At 35.0% G+C, this 19888-nt stretch carries 16 protein-coding genes; 8 read left to right on the forward strand and 8 right to left on the reverse strand.

Annotation, left to right across the window (positions count from 1 at the left end; all coding sequences use genetic code 11):
* Window positions 1-25: 25 nt before the first annotated feature.
* The 4 genes from MKZ11_RS24205 to MKZ11_RS24220 are packed head-to-tail and all read right to left on the reverse strand — an operon-like array spanning window position 26 to window position 5727.
* Entirely contained in the window at window positions 26-1297 is a 1272-nt protein-coding gene (locus MKZ11_RS24205; RefSeq protein ID WP_340797141.1) for a hypothetical protein, read from the reverse strand.
* Window positions 1298-1341: 44 nt separating this feature from the next.
* Complete coding sequence (locus MKZ11_RS24210) at window positions 1342-1569, reverse strand: hypothetical protein (RefSeq protein WP_340797142.1); 228 nt, start codon at window positions 1567-1569, stop codon at window positions 1342-1344.
* Window positions 1570-1595: 26 nt separating this feature from the next.
* Entirely contained in the window at window positions 1596-4325 is a 2730-nt protein-coding gene (locus MKZ11_RS24215) for a type IV secretory system conjugative DNA transfer family protein (protein WP_340797143.1), read from the reverse strand.
* A complete protein-coding gene (locus MKZ11_RS24220) occupies window positions 4318-5727 on the reverse strand; it encodes a replication-relaxation family protein (RefSeq protein ID WP_340797144.1) in 1410 nt (469 codons plus the stop codon). Before MKZ11_RS24220 ends, MKZ11_RS24215 begins: the two co-directional genes overlap by 8 nt.
* Before the next feature lie 1107 nt (window positions 5728-6834).
* Here MKZ11_RS24220 and MKZ11_RS24225 point away from each other — a divergent pair.
* The 8 genes from MKZ11_RS24225 to MKZ11_RS24260 all read left to right on the forward strand — a co-directional run bounded on the left by MKZ11_RS24225 (window position 6835) and on the right by MKZ11_RS24260 (window position 16745).
* Window positions 6835-7242: a hypothetical protein gene (locus tag MKZ11_RS24225; protein ID WP_340797146.1), complete on the forward strand. Its 408-nt coding sequence runs from the start codon at window positions 6835-6837 to the stop codon at window positions 7240-7242.
* A 3-nt stretch (window positions 7243-7245) separates the two neighbouring features.
* Window positions 7246-8706, forward strand: coding sequence for a cell division protein FtsZ (locus tag MKZ11_RS24230; protein ID WP_340797147.1), 1461 nt, complete (start codon window positions 7246-7248; stop codon window positions 8704-8706).
* A gap of 883 nt (window positions 8707-9589) precedes the next feature.
* Window positions 9590-10540: a hypothetical protein gene (locus MKZ11_RS24235; protein WP_340797148.1), complete on the forward strand. Its 951-nt coding sequence runs from the start codon at window positions 9590-9592 to the stop codon at window positions 10538-10540.
* Window positions 10541-11492: 952 nt separating this feature from the next.
* A complete protein-coding gene (locus tag MKZ11_RS24240; RefSeq protein WP_340797149.1) occupies window positions 11493-13037 on the forward strand; it encodes a hypothetical protein in 1545 nt (514 codons plus the stop codon).
* Window positions 13038-13516: 479 nt separating this feature from the next.
* Entirely contained in the window at window positions 13517-14413 is an 897-nt protein-coding gene (locus MKZ11_RS24245) for a recombinase XerC (protein ID WP_340797150.1), read from the forward strand.
* 102 nt (window positions 14414-14515) lie between these two features.
* Window positions 14516-15148, forward strand: coding sequence for a hypothetical protein (locus MKZ11_RS24250; RefSeq protein ID WP_340797151.1), 633 nt, complete (start codon window positions 14516-14518; stop codon window positions 15146-15148).
* Window positions 15138-15872, forward strand: coding sequence for a hypothetical protein (locus tag MKZ11_RS24255; RefSeq protein WP_340797152.1), 735 nt, complete (start codon window positions 15138-15140; stop codon window positions 15870-15872). The genes MKZ11_RS24250 and MKZ11_RS24255 overlap by 11 nt, the downstream gene beginning before the upstream one ends.
* Window positions 15873-15887: 15 nt before the next feature.
* The gene (locus MKZ11_RS24260; protein ID WP_340797153.1) at window positions 15888-16745 is read left to right on the forward strand and encodes a hypothetical protein; all 858 of its coding nucleotides are present in this window, start codon (window positions 15888-15890) and stop codon (window positions 16743-16745) included.
* A 16-nt stretch (window positions 16746-16761) separates the two neighbouring features.
* Here the strand turns inward: MKZ11_RS24260 and MKZ11_RS24265 are convergent, their stop codons facing one another.
* Genes MKZ11_RS24265 through MKZ11_RS24280 form a run of 4 tightly spaced genes read right to left on the reverse strand, consistent with a single transcriptional unit; the run spans window position 16762 to window position 19888 of the window.
* Complete coding sequence (locus tag MKZ11_RS24265; protein WP_340797154.1) at window positions 16762-17640, reverse strand: ThiF family adenylyltransferase; 879 nt, start codon at window positions 17638-17640, stop codon at window positions 16762-16764.
* Window positions 17637-18614 carry a hypothetical protein gene (locus MKZ11_RS24270; protein WP_340797155.1) on the reverse strand — a complete coding sequence of 326 codons (978 nt, stop codon included), beginning with the start codon at window positions 18612-18614 and terminating at the stop codon, window positions 17637-17639. The genes MKZ11_RS24265 and MKZ11_RS24270 overlap by 4 nt, the downstream gene beginning before the upstream one ends.
* A 52-nt stretch (window positions 18615-18666) precedes the next feature.
* Window positions 18667-19386 (reverse strand): hypothetical protein, encoded by a 720-nt coding sequence (locus MKZ11_RS24275; protein ID WP_340797156.1) that lies wholly within the window; start codon window positions 19384-19386, stop codon window positions 18667-18669.
* Window positions 19370-19888, reverse strand: a complete 519-nt coding sequence (locus MKZ11_RS24280) for a hypothetical protein (RefSeq protein WP_340797157.1) — start codon at window positions 19886-19888, stop codon at window positions 19370-19372. The genes MKZ11_RS24275 and MKZ11_RS24280 overlap by 17 nt, the downstream gene beginning before the upstream one ends.

Here is a 19888-nt window from a genome sequence, read left to right on the forward strand (position 1 = left end):
ACACCTTTTTAGTAATCGCACTAATTTAACACAGCATTAACTCGGCATTTAAAGCTGTAGTCTTGTTACCTTGCAGGAGATAACCTTCACCCTGCGCTAAAAGGTTGAAGATGTCAAAGGTTATATTTTCAGGCAAATCAAAGTGTAAATCAATTGTTTCTTTCAATGAGTTGGGCAATCTTTGAATGTAGATGTTGGCGCAATTCTCCAACATGTGTTTTTGTCTACCAAACGATTCCTCTAAAAATTGGATAGGCGGAGATAACCTTATCGATAGATTGACAGTTCTCCCTTTTCTAAGACTTTGTTCAATGTGATACAAGAATAAATCGTCTTCATATATGAATTCTTGTATGTCATAATATAGTGCTAATTTACGTAGTGGTCTGTTGGATACTACCCCCTCTTGATACGGGTTTACCATGTTCCGCTGTTGCTGTTCATAAAAGTTTGTAGCAAGTGCCACATAAGCTCCACGGAATGTTTTGGTAATCGTTTCTACATTTATAATAGTAAGTGCAGTTTCCAATGTTGGTAGGTTTGTGTGCCCATTGAATGTTTTTTTGAGTAAAGAGGAACCACCTATGAAAAGCTTTAACACCTCTCCAATATCGCTAACTAGTAATGCATTCCTTAGTTCATTCCTCAATTCGGCACTTATGTTTGCATACTCGCCAATGGTTCGTTTACTTGGCACTAAAATTTGGCAGATAGAAACGTTATTTGTTGATAAAGTGTTGTTTAATTCAACATTGACTTGGTGTTGATATTCCAAATAAACGTTAAACAAATCACTCAGAGTTGGAATCGTATTTTGCCTTTCTTTAACGGTGGTAATCGTTTGTAGGATCATCGTTTCACAGTACGCTGTATGCTTCTGAGTCCATTTTATATCCAAGCTCCTAGAAAAACTCGCTAAAAACATTGACACATTTTTAACAGAACTTTCAAAATTAGAAACAGAATCAAACGGGTTCACTGTAAATGATGTAGCGTTTTCTATGGTGGCGCCGCCTTCGTAGAACAAAGAAAACTCTTCATAGGTAGCTGCTCGATAAGTATCTACAAATACAAGGGATGTAGCACTATCGACTTCTTCATTAATTAATTTTTGTAAGAAATGGGTCTTATCGGTATCACCTATCACAGCAATGTTTGGATTTACGTGTTTATGACTGAATAAATCGAATTTAAATGGTTCTGCTGACAATTCACCTTCGTCTGCACCTATCAGTTCATCCTGTGAATCATGTTGTAAATCATTTTCAAACCTTTTTTTCTTAAAGTAATCTAACATGAACAACCACTTCCCTCTCTTTGTCTTTTATTACTGAAAGTACATCAGGTCTGCCCTTGCATTTTTTTCGCTAAATAAACAAAACCAAATATTAATAACAAATTCATCAGCCCTATTGGGCCAGTTATTGAGACTGGCACTACAAACGGATTAAACAAATACCCTGATTCCCAAAATAAATATATGATAGACAAATCATACACAAGGAGAATTATAAGTACCTGAATTGCAAACAATTTTTTAAGTCCAACGTTTTCAATTACTTGTTTCATAGGAGGTATTCTTCCTTTTCCTATTATCATTCAGAGTCATGCTCAACGCTTACGCCTAATTTCTTTATGAAGTCTTCATTATCCTGACTCAACTGACTTTCCGTGTAACCAGAACGATTCGACATTATTTGTTCTTGCGCTGAATGTATTGAATTGCTTTGGGTACTATCATTCCGAGGCGGCTTATCTTCATCATCATCTTCAGTCCATTCAGAAATAATGTCCGAAAGCCCCAATGATGTAGATGCTACACTAACTGGGACTGATATAGGTGTTACAGGTAAGGGCTGCGTAACTTTAACAATTTCTTCTTCCAATTGAGTTGATGCAGCTGCCGTTTTTTCTTTAAAAGGCGGCGCAAGGATTAACATATCCTCCAGTTCGACTGGATGAGGTCTAGGTGTTCTAGCCGAAACGTCCTTGTAATCAACTTCATCACGGGGCTTGGGTTCAACAGTAGCCCGGACTGCTTGTTCAATCATTTCCTGATTCAACTTTGCTGCATGTTTCCTCTCCTCGATAAAGAGTTCCTCATTCTGTTTCTCTGCTTCCTCGACACTTATAATATTGTGATTGATCACTTCAGCAGGTTTTATCCCGTACTGGCGCCGCTCTCTTAACCAAACCTCAACCGCCTCGTCTTCCGCTACAATCTTCGCAACTTTAAAATCTTCCTTTGGAACAAAGTTTGCAGCAATTTGAACAACTGGCATCGGCTTATTGTTAATAACAATCTTCACAGCACATTGGAATGCATCTTGGAACATGATGTCTCCGCCCGACATTGATTGTTCACGTACCTTCGAATAGGACGAACCGGAACGTGACATAGGGTCTTCTTGAAGTGGCGAAACTGACATTTCACTTTGTCCCTCTTCATATACGGTTTTCTCACCGAACATATCGGAGAAATATTTCGCATCAAAAGCCGGCACGTCCCCATACACCATACGATTACGCATTGTACCAATCAAAGTAGTCATATAGTGCTCACCAAACTGATCCGCTAGCTGTGCAATCGTTTGTTGGAGAGTTGTTACTGTTACTTTATATTTACGTGACTGTGCAGGAAATTCACGAAATGCGTTATACAAGTAGTCCGGCGCTTCATCAATCAAGATATGGTGAAATGTTGACACGTTTGGTAAGCGGCGGAAGGTTGCATTCTGTAGATTCATGAGCACAATCTTGCCTAGCACCCTTGCAAGGTTCACAAGTTCCCCTTTTGCTGTATTTACAAGCAAGACGCCGCCTATTTCCATATGGCGGTCAAAGTCAAAGTCACTCTTACCAAACAATACACGGCGAATCAACGGGTTGGCCCCGATGTCATTTAAAATATTGCGAAGCCCTTGTACGTGCTCCTCTTTAGCATCAAAGAACACTTGCTGACCATCATCGTTTAGTTCAGGAATCATCATATTTCCAGAACGGATTGTCTTAGGTAACAAGTTCAAATCGAACCATTCATCAATGCCCTGTACAATCTTCCAGTAGTTCCGCTCGTCACGGTCTTCAAATTCCTCATAGTAATCAGGAAACGTCTTTTTTAATTGTAGGTGCATACTTCGAACTAATTGAGGATTGTTATACATGTCTAGCAATGTATCAAACGTTACTTCTTTTTCAGTATCATGCAACTTCGATAAATAGATGTAATGCTTCAAGTGATTACGTTGAGCTTGTTCGAAGAAAAAGTTGCCGCCATCCTTTGAATCATTCAGTCCTGCAATAACTTGTGCAAGAACCTCCGCCACTTTATCTACTGGTCCACGCATTGGGTTAATGCTTGGTGTTTTTGGATCAAGTGGATTGATATACGTTATCGCATCTTCCGGGATACCGTGAGCCCTCACAAGTTCAAGTGTTTTCTGGCATAGATCGTTCGAAGGGTCAATGACGGAAATTCCACTCATATAACGGCCTCCGACATCTTCAGTCTTAAAGTCCTCGCGTTCATATAAGCCCGGATAAGCATTAATGTATGACACCATATGATGTAAATCTTGGTTAATCATCGGTAATCCAAGTGCTGCAGTTTTCCCTGTCCCTATGGAACCAACAATCATGGTATTCAGTGTACGGTCACGTCCTGGCATAGTAACCATTTCTTTTGTAGAGGTATTTTGACCGAGTTGAATATCAGGCCATCTCTCTTTTTGCTCCAGCTTAGAAAACTTCTGAAGCCACTGTCCATTCCACGTATATTCAAAGAAAGGATCATTCAGTTCTTTATCATGTCGAGCGTACTTCGTTAAGATAAACAACGAAATAAAGAACATAATAAATACCGGAAGCATAGTTAACATCAAGAAAAAGCCATGGGTATGTTCAAACACGATTGACTCAAAAAAACCATTCGTTTCAATTACCTGTGATAGTCGCTCTTTAAAATAGGGAATGAACCGCTTTCGTGATTGCGCCATGCCATATGCAGCAAGACTTCCCCAGAATGTCATAACTGCCAAGAAAAAGACGGTAACTCGCATTACCTTTGATTGATAGAAAGTTACCCGAGTACTTAGTAGCCAAGCGAAGCTTGCAAACACACTAAACAGCAGGACTATGAATAGAGGAATTGACTGTCCACCCCGAAATAGAGACTGTGCGTAGGTTATCCAATCATCTCGATATTCGCTTACGACGATAGATGCAACCTTTGACCAACTCCAGGCGAATAGATACGTTGTGATCAGGATTAGGAATGTACTCAACAAGAGCGGTGCTTTCTGTTTCCATACCGCTTGTTCATTCATTGAACCGCCTCCATTCCTTTTTAAATGGGGATATTACATGCATAATTTCTGGGGCGGCAGCCTTCTGCCCTTCACTCATAGCTTTCACCCAACTATCGGAGTCAGTTTGCCACATCTCACAAGGTAATTGTTGTCCATAAACATCCTCCTTCATATTTATCATCTCGTCATAGCAAACTAAGAGACGGCCATAATTCGGACGTTCTACTTCGTTTAGTTTGGACAATCTCGCACCATTCGTTCTGATAAGTTGATAGGTTATTACGGAACCTTCTTCTCCGTAAATAACTAAAAACAACCGCTCCCTTTCCCGCCCTTTTGGTTTCACAGAAACCACCAAATCGCAATCCATGATAGGATCTCTTCTTGGCAAGTAAACCTGTTCTTTCTCTATGGACTCCAACACGTAGTCTTTTCCCATTACGTATCGAGCCTTTCGCATCCAATCCTCTGCATACTGGAATCGATCCACGGAAGAAAACGGTTGTGACCCAATTAAAATACGCTCAATGAGGTTAGCAGTTTGCTTGGCGCTTACAGCGTAAAACTGTAAATCTAAAGGTTTTTCTTCGCTATCCATTATCTGAGTTTTTTCATCCAAATAACTTACCCATTCATTGAAAGGCGGAGCCAATTGTTTTATGGATGAAACACGTTTATCTCTATTTTTCGAAAAGCGATTAAAGATTGTTCCATCTACGACTGAGAAAACTACAACTACTTTCTTACCAGCTTCGATAAACCGCCGAGCGTGCTTAATATACGATTTATACTTGTGTTTAATCATGTGTTGGCGCTGTGAGCCTGTATCTACTTCCACACATACTATTGTATCGCCACATGTGAATACCCAATCTGGAACAACATTTTCTTCAATCTTATCTATTTGTGACCTAGAATGACCGAAATCCTTATGAGCACTCCCCCTTGTCTGTGTGAATTCAGAAATCGTGTCGTTAGTGTATAGAGAGATATAAATCTGATTTGCGATGTGAGACATAGCTTCAGTATGTTCGGAAGGTATAGCAAACTTCCTAGAACTATCTACGACTCGCTCTTTATCGCTCGCATCCAATATCTTCAACTCTACAAGTACATCCACCCCTCTTGTCCCCAAACGGTAATGATAAAGAAAATAGGAACCCCTCAACTTAACTCTGCTTTGTACTAAGACGCCTGCAGCCGTTAATTTACCAAGACGATTGGTTATTCCATTAACATTTCTCGATTCATTCATCGAGTACTGGGCAAGTGCTTGGTAGAATTCATGAATGGTCGTTGCACGCATGGACTGATGAATCAACAACTGTTTTAAAAGTAGAATGTCTTCATCGAATAGAAAAACACCCCGATTACCCATCTTGTCTTTTCTTAACCGAAGTACGACACTTTTATTGCTCATATCTGATGATCCTTTCCAACAAAAAAATACCCTGGTCAAAAACGAAAACAGTATAGGACTGTTCTCGCTCACGACCAGGGTACTCCTGTTTGCTATTTAATTAATTTCGAACTCAGTATAACAGGTATGACATGCCCTTGCTATAAATATCGAAATATAAACCTGTAAAAACTCAGAAAATCAGGAATTAGATAAGCCGAAAACAAGAAATAGCTATTGTATTTGGGGGAGTCCGGGGAAATCAATTTTATAGTTATCAAAAGGGTAATTACTCACGCTTAATTTAAAACCATAAAACACTGGTTTAACAAGAGTTATAGTAATGTGGTATGCAAGATACTATAACCACACACTACTAAAACAAGTTAATCAAGTAGTGTGTGGTTATAATGCTTTTTAGTAATGTGTGGATTAACAGTAATGATTTTTAAGGAATATCTATCGAATAAACTAAAATAATTAAGGGAGAACACTAATTGATTAAGACTTTTGCAATTTTATTTCCTCATATTAGAGCACTGCAAAATACAAGATAAGTACTGTTTGTTATATAGAAAAATTTAGGTACTCTAGTCAATATTGAAAAAGCATGGGCGGTGCATTTCAATACTTCAATAATTAAAAAGTGAAAGTAGTCTTGGATTTACAAATTGGTTAACCAATACTCTGTTATTATTTCTGAATATAAAAGCAAGTCCATATATTAAAATTGAAAAATAACCTTCTTATAAATCATAGTGTCTAAAATAAAGGACTATAACATTATTATATTTTTAAGATCAATAGAAAAGTAATGATACCAACGTATTTTCATAGTGTCTATAAGAATAATGTATTTCAAAAATGCTATATAAATAGTGAAAAGTAATGATAAACTTAGTATTCAAGTCAATATTAAAACAAAACCAACTATGAAAAAGAGAATATAAAGCTAAATAAAATACATAGTGTCTATAAGTAGATACCACTAACAAATACAAACATATCAACGCTTTACGGCATTATTCAGAAACAAATTTAATGCTTGATTAAAAGCTTTTTCTTTGATATAGTATCTAATAACAGACACCTCGTGAAGAGGTAGTTTCTTGAATAGGAGGTTAATACGTGGATGAGAAGTTAAACGAAGAATTTCAACATATTAAATTTTCACCAGAGGTTGTCCAAATGTTTGAAGCTATACTTAAAAGAGATGATGTTCACCGACAGATATTAAAGTTCATTGCAAGAAAACGACAAGAAAAGGAAAACGTATCTATATTACAACTGATAGAAAATATCAAAACGAATCGTCGAGTAAAAATTCTAAATAAAAAAGGATTCCACTACGAACAACAAGAAACACTGATTGATCGAAAATCCGCAGAACGAATCGTAGACAAACTAGCAAGTATGTCATTAATTCACTATAAGTACATGACACCATATAAACTTTTGTATCTCACACACAGAGGTTTACAGCTGCTACAAGTATTAGAACAAAACCAACAAATATTAGAGGAAGAGGGAGAATAATATATGGCTAAATCTTTCATTACTAATAAGCCCGCAATAAATATGACAATGGTAGGCTTTGGACAAGCCGGTTCTAGAATGGCAGATGAATTTGCTGCATACAAAAACATAGAGGGCCAACCTACTTATAATTGCCTAGCTCTTAACTCAAACAATGGTGATCTAGAAGGACTTAAGAACATTCCTGAAATAAACAGGGTATCATTAAATCTTGGCGGACTTGGGAAAAACCCAGAGATGGCTATGGAAATTTTAGAAGAAAACAAAGATGCAAAGGAAAAACTAAAGACTTTCATTCGAGATAAAGTCCGGCCTTCTGATGATCTTGTCCTCTTTTTTGCCGGTCTTGGCGGTGGTACAGGAACAGCAACGATTGTAAAAGCAATTGAAGAATTTTATGATTTTGTGAATAAACCTCTACTAGTTAAAGAATTAGAAAAAATTAGAATAGAAGAGTCTCCAGAAGAACTTAAAAATAATCAACAAAAATACCTCAATAAAGCTCTAAAAAGAGCCCAATCTAAATTTGTTAAAATTGGCGTTGTTGTTACTTTACCTCTCCGTAATGATGGACCAGATGTATTACGCCAGGTCAATGAGTTCGCGAAAAAAATATGGAAACTTGCCAATAATCCTGCCAAGGGTATTGCATTCGTAACATTCGCAGATAACCAGCACTTCTATGATGAATTCAACAAAATACCCGTGAATAATAGAAACGGTATAAATAACTATCGTGACTATGGTAATAAACAAATTTCAGAAATATTTCACGAGTTAAATACCGCAACTACTTCAGGCGGTGCTTCTGTCATACTCGATGCTCAGGACTTTCGAAGAGCGATTACGGAGCACACAGGAAGTCTAGTACTCTCGAAAATAGAAATGCCAATCAAAGATGTGAGAAGTGACGATGCTATTGTAGATTTAGTCAAGAAGTCTTTCAAACAAAATAATCTACATACCCCTTTAAAGCTCGTCCAACAAGTTAAGGAAAAGAAAACTACAAAAAAAGTACATCATGTCGGCATTTTATCGGTATTAGATGGTAATAATGATTTTGGAGGGGGTGCATTTTTGGATGACGCTATTTCCTACTTACATAAAGAGATACCAATGAGTGGTACGGTCTTTAGTGGCTATGTAAATACAAAAAATGATTTTAATGCAACCGCGTATACATTTTATAAGGTAGACGGTCTTCCAGAACGCCTTGAGAAAGGATTAGTCGAAGAATATAAAGAATTCATGGAAAGAAGTAATAATTACGAGTTTGAAAAAACGGAAATACAATCAATAGATTCTAAAGATGATAATGAGATTAAACTAGACTTTAACGATCTTGGTTTAGATAATATTTTTGGGGATATTTCAGGTCCAGAAGATATAAAGGAAGCTGAGGAAAATACGGCGCCTTCCGTAGATGAATTATTGGCAAGTATGAATTTTTCAAACAACGATTAAATTATATTTTTCTATATTAGTAAGGGTCCTTTCATTAATTGGGCCCTTTCAATTTAAAAATTAATATATGAAGTTCCATAGACCTCGTAATAGTAATTATGTATTTATTTGAGCGTAGAAAGTTCGAATCACTAAAAAATATTCTAAATAATTCAGCATAATTAAGAACTAATATAAAAAAAATTCAAATCACTCCGCATAATCAGCAATAATATAATTAACTATTGTAACGACTACGTTTCTAAAGTGAAGTTTTATAAAAATAAATTTACCTTTAAAACTCCTTAAGATAAAATAATTCTTAATTATTTTAGTTTATGCTGAAATATTTCAACACTACTATTTTATATTTCTCGAATGGAACTTATTATAGTAGTTATATATTAATTTTCACGTATAACTTCGTAAGATATTCCAACGAATCTTGTTCACTATGAATAATTCAGCATAATTAAGAATTATTTGTGAAAGAGATTCAAATCACTTCGCATAAACCAAAATAGTCTCTATAAACCTTGGAGTATTTGAATCTCTGAACCAATATATTATAGAAATAATTAACCCTTCATCTCTCAATAAACCAAAATAATTTAGAATAATTTTGGTTTATGCTGAATAATTTCAACTGTAACTGTATTAAAATATGACATAGTCTTTAAATTCACTTTAATTAAATCTAAATAGAAGAATTCACAACTCAAAAAAGAATCGTTTAACATTACTGGAATTATTCAGCATAATTCTAAATAATTTATATTTATTCCGGTTTATTTAAACTACCATTTCAAATCACTTCAAATATTTCTCAATAAAACAAGTCGTGACTCTTGTCAGAACTACTTCTAAAACCTTATAGTATAGACTATAGAAGGGATGTGAGGATATGAATCTTCAGAGTATAATAAATGAATACAAAGCTAGGTTTAAAATGGATCCTTTACTAAATAGAATTCGTAATGAAGGGTTAGAAGATAAATTGTTTGCAAATGAAGATTACTATTCAAAGATCTCTTTTTCGGATAGTTACTCAACTACTCAGGCTGTAGAACACTTATCTATTGAAGGTAATCAAACAATTATAAATTACGTTACACGAAACGATTTAAAAAAATACTTAGCAGTGTCTAAAAGAGGCCGTTTTTATAGATACGATTGGATTTCATTATTTAAGTTTAAAATGATCTTCCTATTAAATGAAAATGATTTCACGCCCATGGATATCGCCGAAATTATTGGGACAAGAGTAGAAACTTCTATTGAAGAATCCAGTGATTATAAAGAATCCGAGTTTAAGAAGGCTGGAGCGAGTCAACAAGATGCTGGTACAAGTATGGAAAACTTACTACACACATTGTCAACATTTGAAACATATAAAGAACAGCAAGCTTTGTTAGTTTCCAAACGTGATAATTATACAATTGACTTGAAATTACGAGAGGAACGAATTTGGAGTATTCAAGGACGCTTAGATGACATGCAGGGTTATCTTTCATTCATGCAAGTATCTAACACGGTAAAAGAAGATTCGTCTCCAGGTGGGCTACTGGGTTGGTTGTTTAAATCAAAAGATCCCAATTATGAATTAAAACAAGAAAAATTGAAGATTGAACTTAACGCTTTCGAAGAAAAGAAGAAGAAATTACATGAAGCAATTGAAACTGCTAAAGATGAAAAAAACACGATTTTATTAAATATACGCGACATCAGTGATGAACTTGACAAATTAAAACAAACAGCAGCAACCCTTAGTAATTTAAGTAATAGTTCGTTAATAAGCACTGAGAAGGGGGTAAAAGAATATGGTCTTTCAACAAAAATCATTGACACTAACTAAATTCTCATTTGTTGGTATGTTAATTTGTCTTATTGGATTCGTCATAATTCAATTTATAAAGTGAATGGTTTAAATAAAGAAATATAAAAACCCGCAGCTAGAAGAGCTGCGGGTTTTTATGACCACTCACCACAGGATATGCATCAGATAGACTTCAGCAACCTTTGATAAGATTTTATATGATTGTATAAATATATTACCACGAGACAAATCAATATGCAAATCTATTTTGCCTATAAAAAAAGAGTTTGCGAAACATGCGTTTATTTGCTAACATAATATTGACCATTCCCACGAACGAAGATCGTCGTATGCCTATCCTTGTATTTTTTACACGGATTGTCATACGAGGGTTGTCGTTTATTCAAGCATTTTTTCTGCGCTTGGATATAAGGATATAAACAATAGCATTCTGGAACCTTTTTTCTATTCTACTTTTTATAAATAGAAAAAAGAACTTGTTTACCAGACAAGTTCCATGGGACAATCCTAGTTTTAAGTTTTTAATAGTTTTTGTTATTACTAGATGTGATTTACCACAATCACAGTTTACCGATCCTCTGCTTGCTACCAACAATTAGAGGATAATTAAGAGCTAGGCACTTTAACTAAATAAGCTTCAAAATAAACTTGGCATCTTTTTTGAAAATATGATGCACAGGTCGTCTTTATTATTGCCTAAAATAGTGGTGTGTGGATATATCTATAATAGCAAACCATAAGCCCTTATGCAATACATAATTGACGGTATTTACAGTTCAATAAATTATTCAATTTATAGGTTTCTATTTGCTTGATTGCTCGCTCTTGAATTTTATAATGATACCCCATTGTAAATAATTACAATGGGGTATCTAATCATAAAAAATAAGACCGCACTCAAAATGCATTTATACCTAGTTCAGTTTTTGAATAATTAACATAAAAGCTGTCATAGTATGGAGGAATGAAAATGGTTGCTGCAACAATAGATAAAGAAACTAATCATAACAATAGCTTGCGGTTAGCTAAGCCTGATCGTAAATTAGTCTATCAGTTTGGAAAGGGTGAACTCGATATTTCCCGTTCCACAATGGACTTTTTAATGTATCTTAGTCCTTTTGTAGATTTAGACGGGAGAATTGTAATCCCTTTAGAACAAGCCCGTTACGATCTTAAAATGCAATCTATTACATATTCTCGTGTGATACGCGAAGCTAGATATCATCAACTAATTATCCGAAAGGGTAATAAATACTATTCCCGTTTCCATATCCACACTGACGGTTCAGATAATTGTTTTAATTATATCAAACTCATAAATGCTTATACATCTCCTACTGTACTTAACTACTCCCTGCGATACAAACGTCTATTCTATTACTTTATAAGTGTTACGAGAATGGGGTCTTGGCAACGTTTTCATATAGAAAACCTTTATAGTAATAAGGTTCGTAAAGACGGAGTCGGAGTTGATTACTTTGAATCTTTTAAAGAAGTTTCAATGGCCCTACTACAACTTGTACGAGATGGGCTTATCGAAATTAAATTACCAGATTTAATAAGTATGCAAAGTGGCTTTGCAAGTTCCGAACATAAAGATCGAGTAGTTCTACTTAAAGCAGATTCTCCTTTTTTAGAGGAAAAGTTTTATTCATTTTTTGGGTTTTCAAAAGGTGAAAAGAAAATACGGACTAGTCTTAATAAAAGTAAAAATCATGTTATCCAGGTGAAAATAGCTTCTGCAACGGTGAAAGACGAGTTAAAACTTGCTGCTTCTGAACAAGAATTCATACAATTTGCTGAAAGTTATTCAATTGCATGGAACGAACTGAATAAAGAAACACCAAGTCATTTAATAAGTTATAAAAATGACTTATTCAAGGTCGCTGGAGAGATAGGACTAACAATTTATCGAAAGTCTATTCAAGCCTATTTAAAAGAGCATTCTGATAGCCTATTACATTACGATGAAATAGGTAAACTTGCAAACTACTTTATGGACTTTTATTTATTAAAAGAAATTAGGAATATTTTAACTGGTGCAGCATATCATCAGAAACAAATGAATGGGTTACTAAAAAATGATACTGAATTGATTGTTTGCCATGATTATCGCATAGATTTTAATACTATCGGAGCGTTATTAGTGTTTTATCAAAACAGGGGTTCGATGAATCATAAAGTATTATTGGATGGAAGTCTAATGCAACATAATATTGATTATAAGCAACTCACTTTCAATCATTCTGATTGGATAATCCTTAAAAATACAGTTGAAAATGAATACGAAACACGACGTGCCTTATTCCTGGAAGCAGATTCGAAACAACTACCGCTATACAGAAGTCCTTCTGCATGGCGTCAGTTCATGATTGATTGTGCCGAGCAGGGGCTGTTTGTAAAAAAACAAGCTTTTGATAATCTCCTCAAAAATAAACAAGCTGAATTGCAGGGCCTAAATCAACGTCCTGTTAAGCGTGTTCCATTTTATAATTGGTTAACGGAACGAGATTAATTACATCATTAACACTAAACAAACTTATAAATAATTTAAGCTACAACTTTTTTAAAATAAAAAGTTGTAGCTTATTTGGCGTTTCTTACTATTTACTAAAAAAGATTTATCATCTTGGATTATTCTTTTTACAAGGACCCGAATTGATATTACATGTAAATTACAAATAAAACCCATATTAAATCTACTATAGATAAAATATAAATATTTAAAAAATAAATTTTAGGTTAATAGAATATCTTATAATCTATATAAAATTAATCAGTAAACCCAAAATATCCCAAATAGTGATTAAAACTAGACAGAGAGCGGTATGTCGTCACCTGAATTAATATATTTTATGTTGCTTATTTGGTTTGTTATTTAGTTTGGAATTTCGTATTAAATATAATTTTTAATAAACAGGCTGCATTCAATAATTTGTATAAGCTAATTAATCTTGTGGTAAGCTTAATGCATAGGGAAGGAGTGAAATGTAGGTGCTTGAGGGATATGAAAAGTTTCGTTTATCCAATAAAATCAGTCCAAATACAGTAATTCATGAAACTAGAATGCTTCATAGCATGTTAGTTTTCATAAACCAAAAATATAATAAGAATCTAGAACCTCACGAAATCCGACCTATTGATATAAGAGAATATCTAGATCATGAACGTTCAACGGGTATCAAGGACTCCACAGTAAATCGAAAATTGGTCTTCATACGTCAATGGTTTGACTATATGTGGCAAATAGGAAAAATACAACTTGATTTCATGCCTAAGTTTAAATACGCCGAGAAGCTAGATCTGGCACCATCTCCTATAAATATTAATTACCAATATCTTTTACAAATCAAATCCCAGTTGTTAAAAGATCAACAACTAAATCTTATAGCCAAGCAATTATTTATTTTTTATATGAGAGGTCTACGTGTACGCGATATTATTCAAATCTCTATTAATAACTTTACTGACGACGGAGATAAACTAACTTTAAAAGTTGAAAAACAGTCTGGAATTATAGTTGAATTTGATTTTATAGATGCAGATGAAATTGCCGTTCTCTTAGCTGGTATTGAAAGGGCTATATTTCGCAACGTTTCTTTTCTATTTTCCTCGAAAGTTAAAGGTGAATATGGTATATTTCAATTAGGGTCCATCAAAAGCTATTTAAAATCATTATCAGAGTATATAGGCTTGCCTTTTCGCTCTGAAGAAGTACGATTTGCATATGTCCATTATTTATACAATGTTAAGAATCTAAAGATTGAAGATTTACAAGATGAACTTGGAACATCTATCGGAACAACAACTAGAATATTGAAAGAATCTCTTGAACGGCTTGGTCAAGTCGACTATAATGTGAAAAGAACAGATAATCGAGTGGTTAATTAAATAATATAACGGGAGCACCCCGCAGATATTAGTGAAGATTTTTATCTTCGCTTTCTGTGAGGTGCTTTTTTTCCTATAAATATTGCGAATGGAGGTTAAAGATTGTCAAAAATGTTTAATAATAACTCACAACCCGAAAGGCGTTCAATAAAACCACTTGAAGATTTAATTGTTGCAATATTTTTTGCTCAAAGTGAAATTATAAAAACACCGAATGGTAGAGAACTCAAGTTCAATTTAGCTAAACGAAAACATGAACTTTTTAATAGTTATATTCAAAGAAACGGCTTAGTAAATCACATCAAATTTAATCCAGAAAAATTGGAAGGTCGTATAAAACAATCGATATTGTTAGAAAAAATGCTTCGGGATTGGACTATAGATGGAGAAGTACATGCCGTTGACCCAAGGTATGTAAAAACAAGCATGTTTTTATTATGGATATGTTTATTTGCACGCAAAACAAAAGCAAGTGTGGCCATAGACACGAATCTGCCAGAATTGACACGTGAGGATATTCCATATCATTTCAGTAATTATTTCGATACAAAAATGTATTCGAAAGGTTCATCGTTTTATATCAAACCTTTCCATTCTGTTGTAACTCGCTCTATCCAAACTCAAATACTAGCAATTGAAAACGTAGAACTTAATTACTTATTGCCAGAAAATGAAGAACTAAGTTTTAAAAAGAAAATGGCTGAGTGGGAGGAATGTAATACAAATGGCTATTAATCAAAAAAAGAAAGCTTTATTACTATTTGGACTTACAGCCGCAATGGTTACTACCTCAGCTTGTATGCCATCGAAAATTCAGGAGAAAATAGAAGAAACTGAAAAGATTAACGTTATAACTAAAGAAGAATCTTCTGAACTGATATTACCTGAAAATACTGTTCCAGAAGATATAAAGATATCCGAAGAAGAAAAAGAGGTTTTGGATAAATTAGAGAAAATAACTCCCGAAAAGGCGTTGGCAGAAAATAACCTTGAAATAAGAAGTGAACTAAATATTCAGCTACCAAAAAAGCGTTCAATATATAAAGATGAGAATGAGTTTAGCCAATTTATCAGTAATCTATTTTTCAAATACCATACAAAGCAAATCGTAGCAGCGGACTTTTATAAAGAAATATCACCTCATTTCGATGAAAAATTTAAAAGTTTGTTACCAGAATCGGAAAAAGAACAGTTACGTACTTTTGAAATTCTTCAAGAACAATTTTTAATTCATTTACCATCTCCAATTATTAATTATAAAATCACGAATATTGAGATAGACGCTCGTACAAAAGAGGGTACTTTTTATAGAGTCTATGAGTTGCAAAATAAGACTAAAATATATTATATGACCTTTGTAAAGCCCTCAGCTGAAGGTCAATGGCTCCTACTAGACGACAAGCCAGCACCGCCTTACAAGATTCAAGATGCACAGGAAAAACTTGATAATGTAAAATGAAAAGAGGAATAAACGATGACAGAGGGATTAGACATAATACATGAAGAAGTATGGCAAAAGTTAAAAAAGCAAATTAAAACCGACGAAAAATTCAAGTCTGAATTGCAATATCTATATTTCTATTATGAGCGGAAATTGATGGGGTTCGCAAAGACCGAAAGTGCATTACTCTTAATAAGGGAAGGATTAGAAGACGTAGTATTTAGTCAATACTTTCAAGGCCATTATGTAATGAAAAATCTCTTAGTTGATAAAGAGACTATACTGGAAGAGAAAGTATGGAAAATGGGAAGCGGGTTCGCAAGAAATGAAGTGCCAAAATTTATAAAAGCTGCATTTAGTAATGAAGAATTCGACTGGACATATACAGAAGTAGGCCATCATTTTGGTATCGACTTGTTACAAATAATGGATCCTGCATTTGATCTCTTTAGACAGATAAGAATTGACATTGCAAACTACGGGGCTTATAAAGCATTTGTAGAAGATGAACGTTATATAGGTGACGTTCAAGAAGAGCCGACAGAGGCTTTGTTAGGAAATATATTTGATTTAGACTTTCTTTCTCCCCAGGTTTATATGCAAGCTCAATTCATTACTGAGCAACATGAATTACGTGACCTTTTTATGTGGTCTGCGATTCAAAATGACTTAATGGTTGGTTCAGTTCATCTATCAATAATGCCGATTGAAGATCAAACGCTTTATGTATTGGAAATTCAACTTGCTAATGTAATAACCAATGATGAAAAATTGGAAATTGCTAATCAACTGATTATGAAGTTGCCAAAAGAAATACAGGGGGTATTGCAAACGCGTCTATATCATGTGGAAAATATAGAAGCACTCGTACAATCGGAAAATGCATCATAAATAGAAGAAGAGCCTACTAGGTAGGCTCTTCTTCTATTTGTATGGGTGTACTTCGTATATACCCTTTCTTTGCGTGAAAGAAGGTGACATGAGTAGATATTGTTTGCTCTTCGACAATTTGTGACAAAATGCTCGCAATGGATAACGCCGCAAACTTGTTTACTATCAATCTTTGCGGTTCACTTGCGGAAAGCTCTGTACACGACAACTCACTTGGACGAATCGTATCATTGTCCGCTAATATGTCGGGGAACATTTCTGCAACCGGTGCTTGTTTAAACTTATTCAGCTTAACACCAGTCACTACTTGACCACTCCAACCACTATCATTAAAGGCTTTCAATTCATCCTCTGTCCATTCCGTTTTGGGGCGTTGTAGCCAGTCAGCGGGGACTGTTGTTGCCTCATTTCCAGCGTCCAGGTATATACATGGTTTTGTAAGTTCGAAAAACTCATGTAAAATTTTTCGAGTAAAATGATTGTCAACTGCACCAATTATGATCGGTAAAAAAATGACCTGACCTTGTACAGTCTGTGGAAGCTTTAAATATTCAGTGGAGAATAGACGTCTCAATTGCTCAACGGATTCAATAAATGAATCACTGTATGAAGCAATATCAATGTCGTAAGCAACTGAATAGCGACTTGCTAATACATCTGCTTTTTTTAATCCCACTTCATCTTCCAAGAACAATTGGTTTCCTAAATTCTTCGTTTCTATAATATCTGGATCAACTATCATATATGATGCTGCAGTTTTTGTAATACCTAACATCTGAGCAATATGCTGTACAAGATAGCCACCTGTGCCGCCTGTACCAATTTGCACGATATAAGGATAGATATAATTATGAGAATTATTTGTTTTACCTAATTCGATTATGTTTATGCTCATTTACTGTTCACCTCAATTGATTCGATTTCAAATGAGGGGAGTGTTTGAAATGGGCATTCAAATAAACTTATTACATCTTTACGAATATGGCCAACATCTTCACTTACGAACTGTCTTAAAAAGACTTCCGGAAGGTAATGATGTATATAGCCAACTATTGCGTAATGCATGCCAGGGACCCTTTCGGATTCATCGTCTTGCGGTGAAGGAAGGGGGCGCATAGAATGGTGTGAATGGATTTCAAGCACCTTAATAGCATCCTGTACACGTTCTACAATTGATAGAGATTCCTCTGTTACTTCTGCCCATAAACGATGTACCGATTGTTTAGGGATATCTAGGAAGTACTCATGCTTTTGTATGCAATAATAAATATCCCCATGTACTTCCAAGCTTAATTCACCGTATATCTTTGAAAGTGAAATAAATTCTTGAAGTATTGAAAAGGGTATTTTAGATAGAAAAGGAGAAGTGCTGTCTGATGACAACACGTTCTCACAATTCCCTTTCTTTTTAGCCTTCATCGTGGGAATGATGATGTTCTTATCTTTCAAGAATATAATCTCAGTGTGAGCTTTTACTAACTCTGGGAATTCTTTTTCCATTCGTTTACGAAGCATTTCCGGTTCTAATGGTATGCGTTCAGTTTCGTCATTTTTCTTAACCAAGAAACCTTCAGCAAGTTCTTCTGACGTGAGAAAAGAAGTAATCTCGAAAGTTTCACCATAATACCTAATAATAGTATCTTCGTTCGGTGTAAAGGTTTCTACATCTTTTTTATTAACGGTCTCTCTTGGAGTTGTGACTGAAGTCTTCTTACGAATTTCTGCCGCCTTCGCTTCGTATTCTTCTTTATCCGCTCTTGCTTTGGCAGCACGTTCAGCTTCTTCTTGTTTTTTCTTTTCCGCATGATCATCAATCAATCCAAATACCTTGAAGATATCCGTTTGTTCAAAATTGTTGTTTTTAGTCATAGTAATTTCCTCCAATGTCTTGCCTCCCAAATGGTGAGGACTTATAGACTTTTTATTGTTCAAATAGATCGCCGAAAGTTTTATTCAATGGCATAAGCCATTCATCATCGAAAGGCTTATCCTGAATAACCTCGATTAACTTTTTAAATCTTGGTATTCCAATTGTTGTCCGTACTCCATGATCTTCATTAAAAGGAGCACCTACAAACCAACGGAACATCCTTTCTAACTCAACTAGTTGTGCAATTGTTAATCGCTGATTACTTCCCCAACAAACAATCCCATTCGACTTCCCTACGTTTGGATAGGGGAAGATGTACAAGGAAGTTTGGTCAGTAATAGGATTCGCATCGTTCAACACGGCATAAATCCTTGTCTCTACGATTTTCGATTCAGTGGCCCCAACAGATGTTGAAAGCACGAATTGTAGAACCATACGAGGGAAACCAATATTATAGAATGTGTCCTCACTGTCGCCATAACGGATATCCCACTGTTTCTGTGGAATTTCCATAGTGATGCGCTGCCTTGTTTCAGTTTCATTAACTGAATATCGAATCGTTCCAAAAGGCAAAACTGGCGAACTCTTTTCATTTAAACGAAAACCATCAGCATCATATTCGTTATCTGGTTGACACTTTATCGCATCAAGAAAATCTTCCATCGAGTAATAATATGGACCTTTCTTTGCGCCGCTCGAATAAATTTGATAGCCAGTAATTGGTAATGCTAGATTAACTGGGGTATCCGATATCTCAAATTGCCATTTCATTTAATTTTGCCTCCCTATTTAACATTGATTTTCGACTACACAATAAATCATACATAGTCTCTGTCCAGTCGATTTCACCATAATCGGAATCAAATAATATAACAACGCCATCATTAATCTGAAATGCTAGACCGCTTTCTCCTGTCTTATAAGACATACCAATATCACCAGTAATCGGCTCTGTTAATAGCGGGTCAAGAATAACCACAACAATTAAGCTCTGCAAACTGTCCTGACATGCATTCGCCTGTTTCAGCCAATACATTTTGTCATCATCCTGTGATTCATCATAAGAAGAGTAAGCTTCTACTATTTCAAACAAATGTTCTGATACGGTTAGAAAGTTTTGAAAACCATCGTCATCGGAACCCGTATATTCGTTATAAGAACTTAATACACATGAAGAATATTGCTTCGTGTCAAAACCTTCATCATGCAAATATTTAAACAACAATAGATTATTTAAATAGTCCTGCATGGCATAGATGTACTCAATATACAT

The sequence above is a fragment of the Sporosarcina sp. FSL K6-1508 genome (assembly GCF_038007465.1).
In the GTDB taxonomy this organism is placed as follows: Bacteria; Bacillota; Bacilli; order Bacillales_A; family Planococcaceae; genus Sporosarcina; species Sporosarcina psychrophila_B.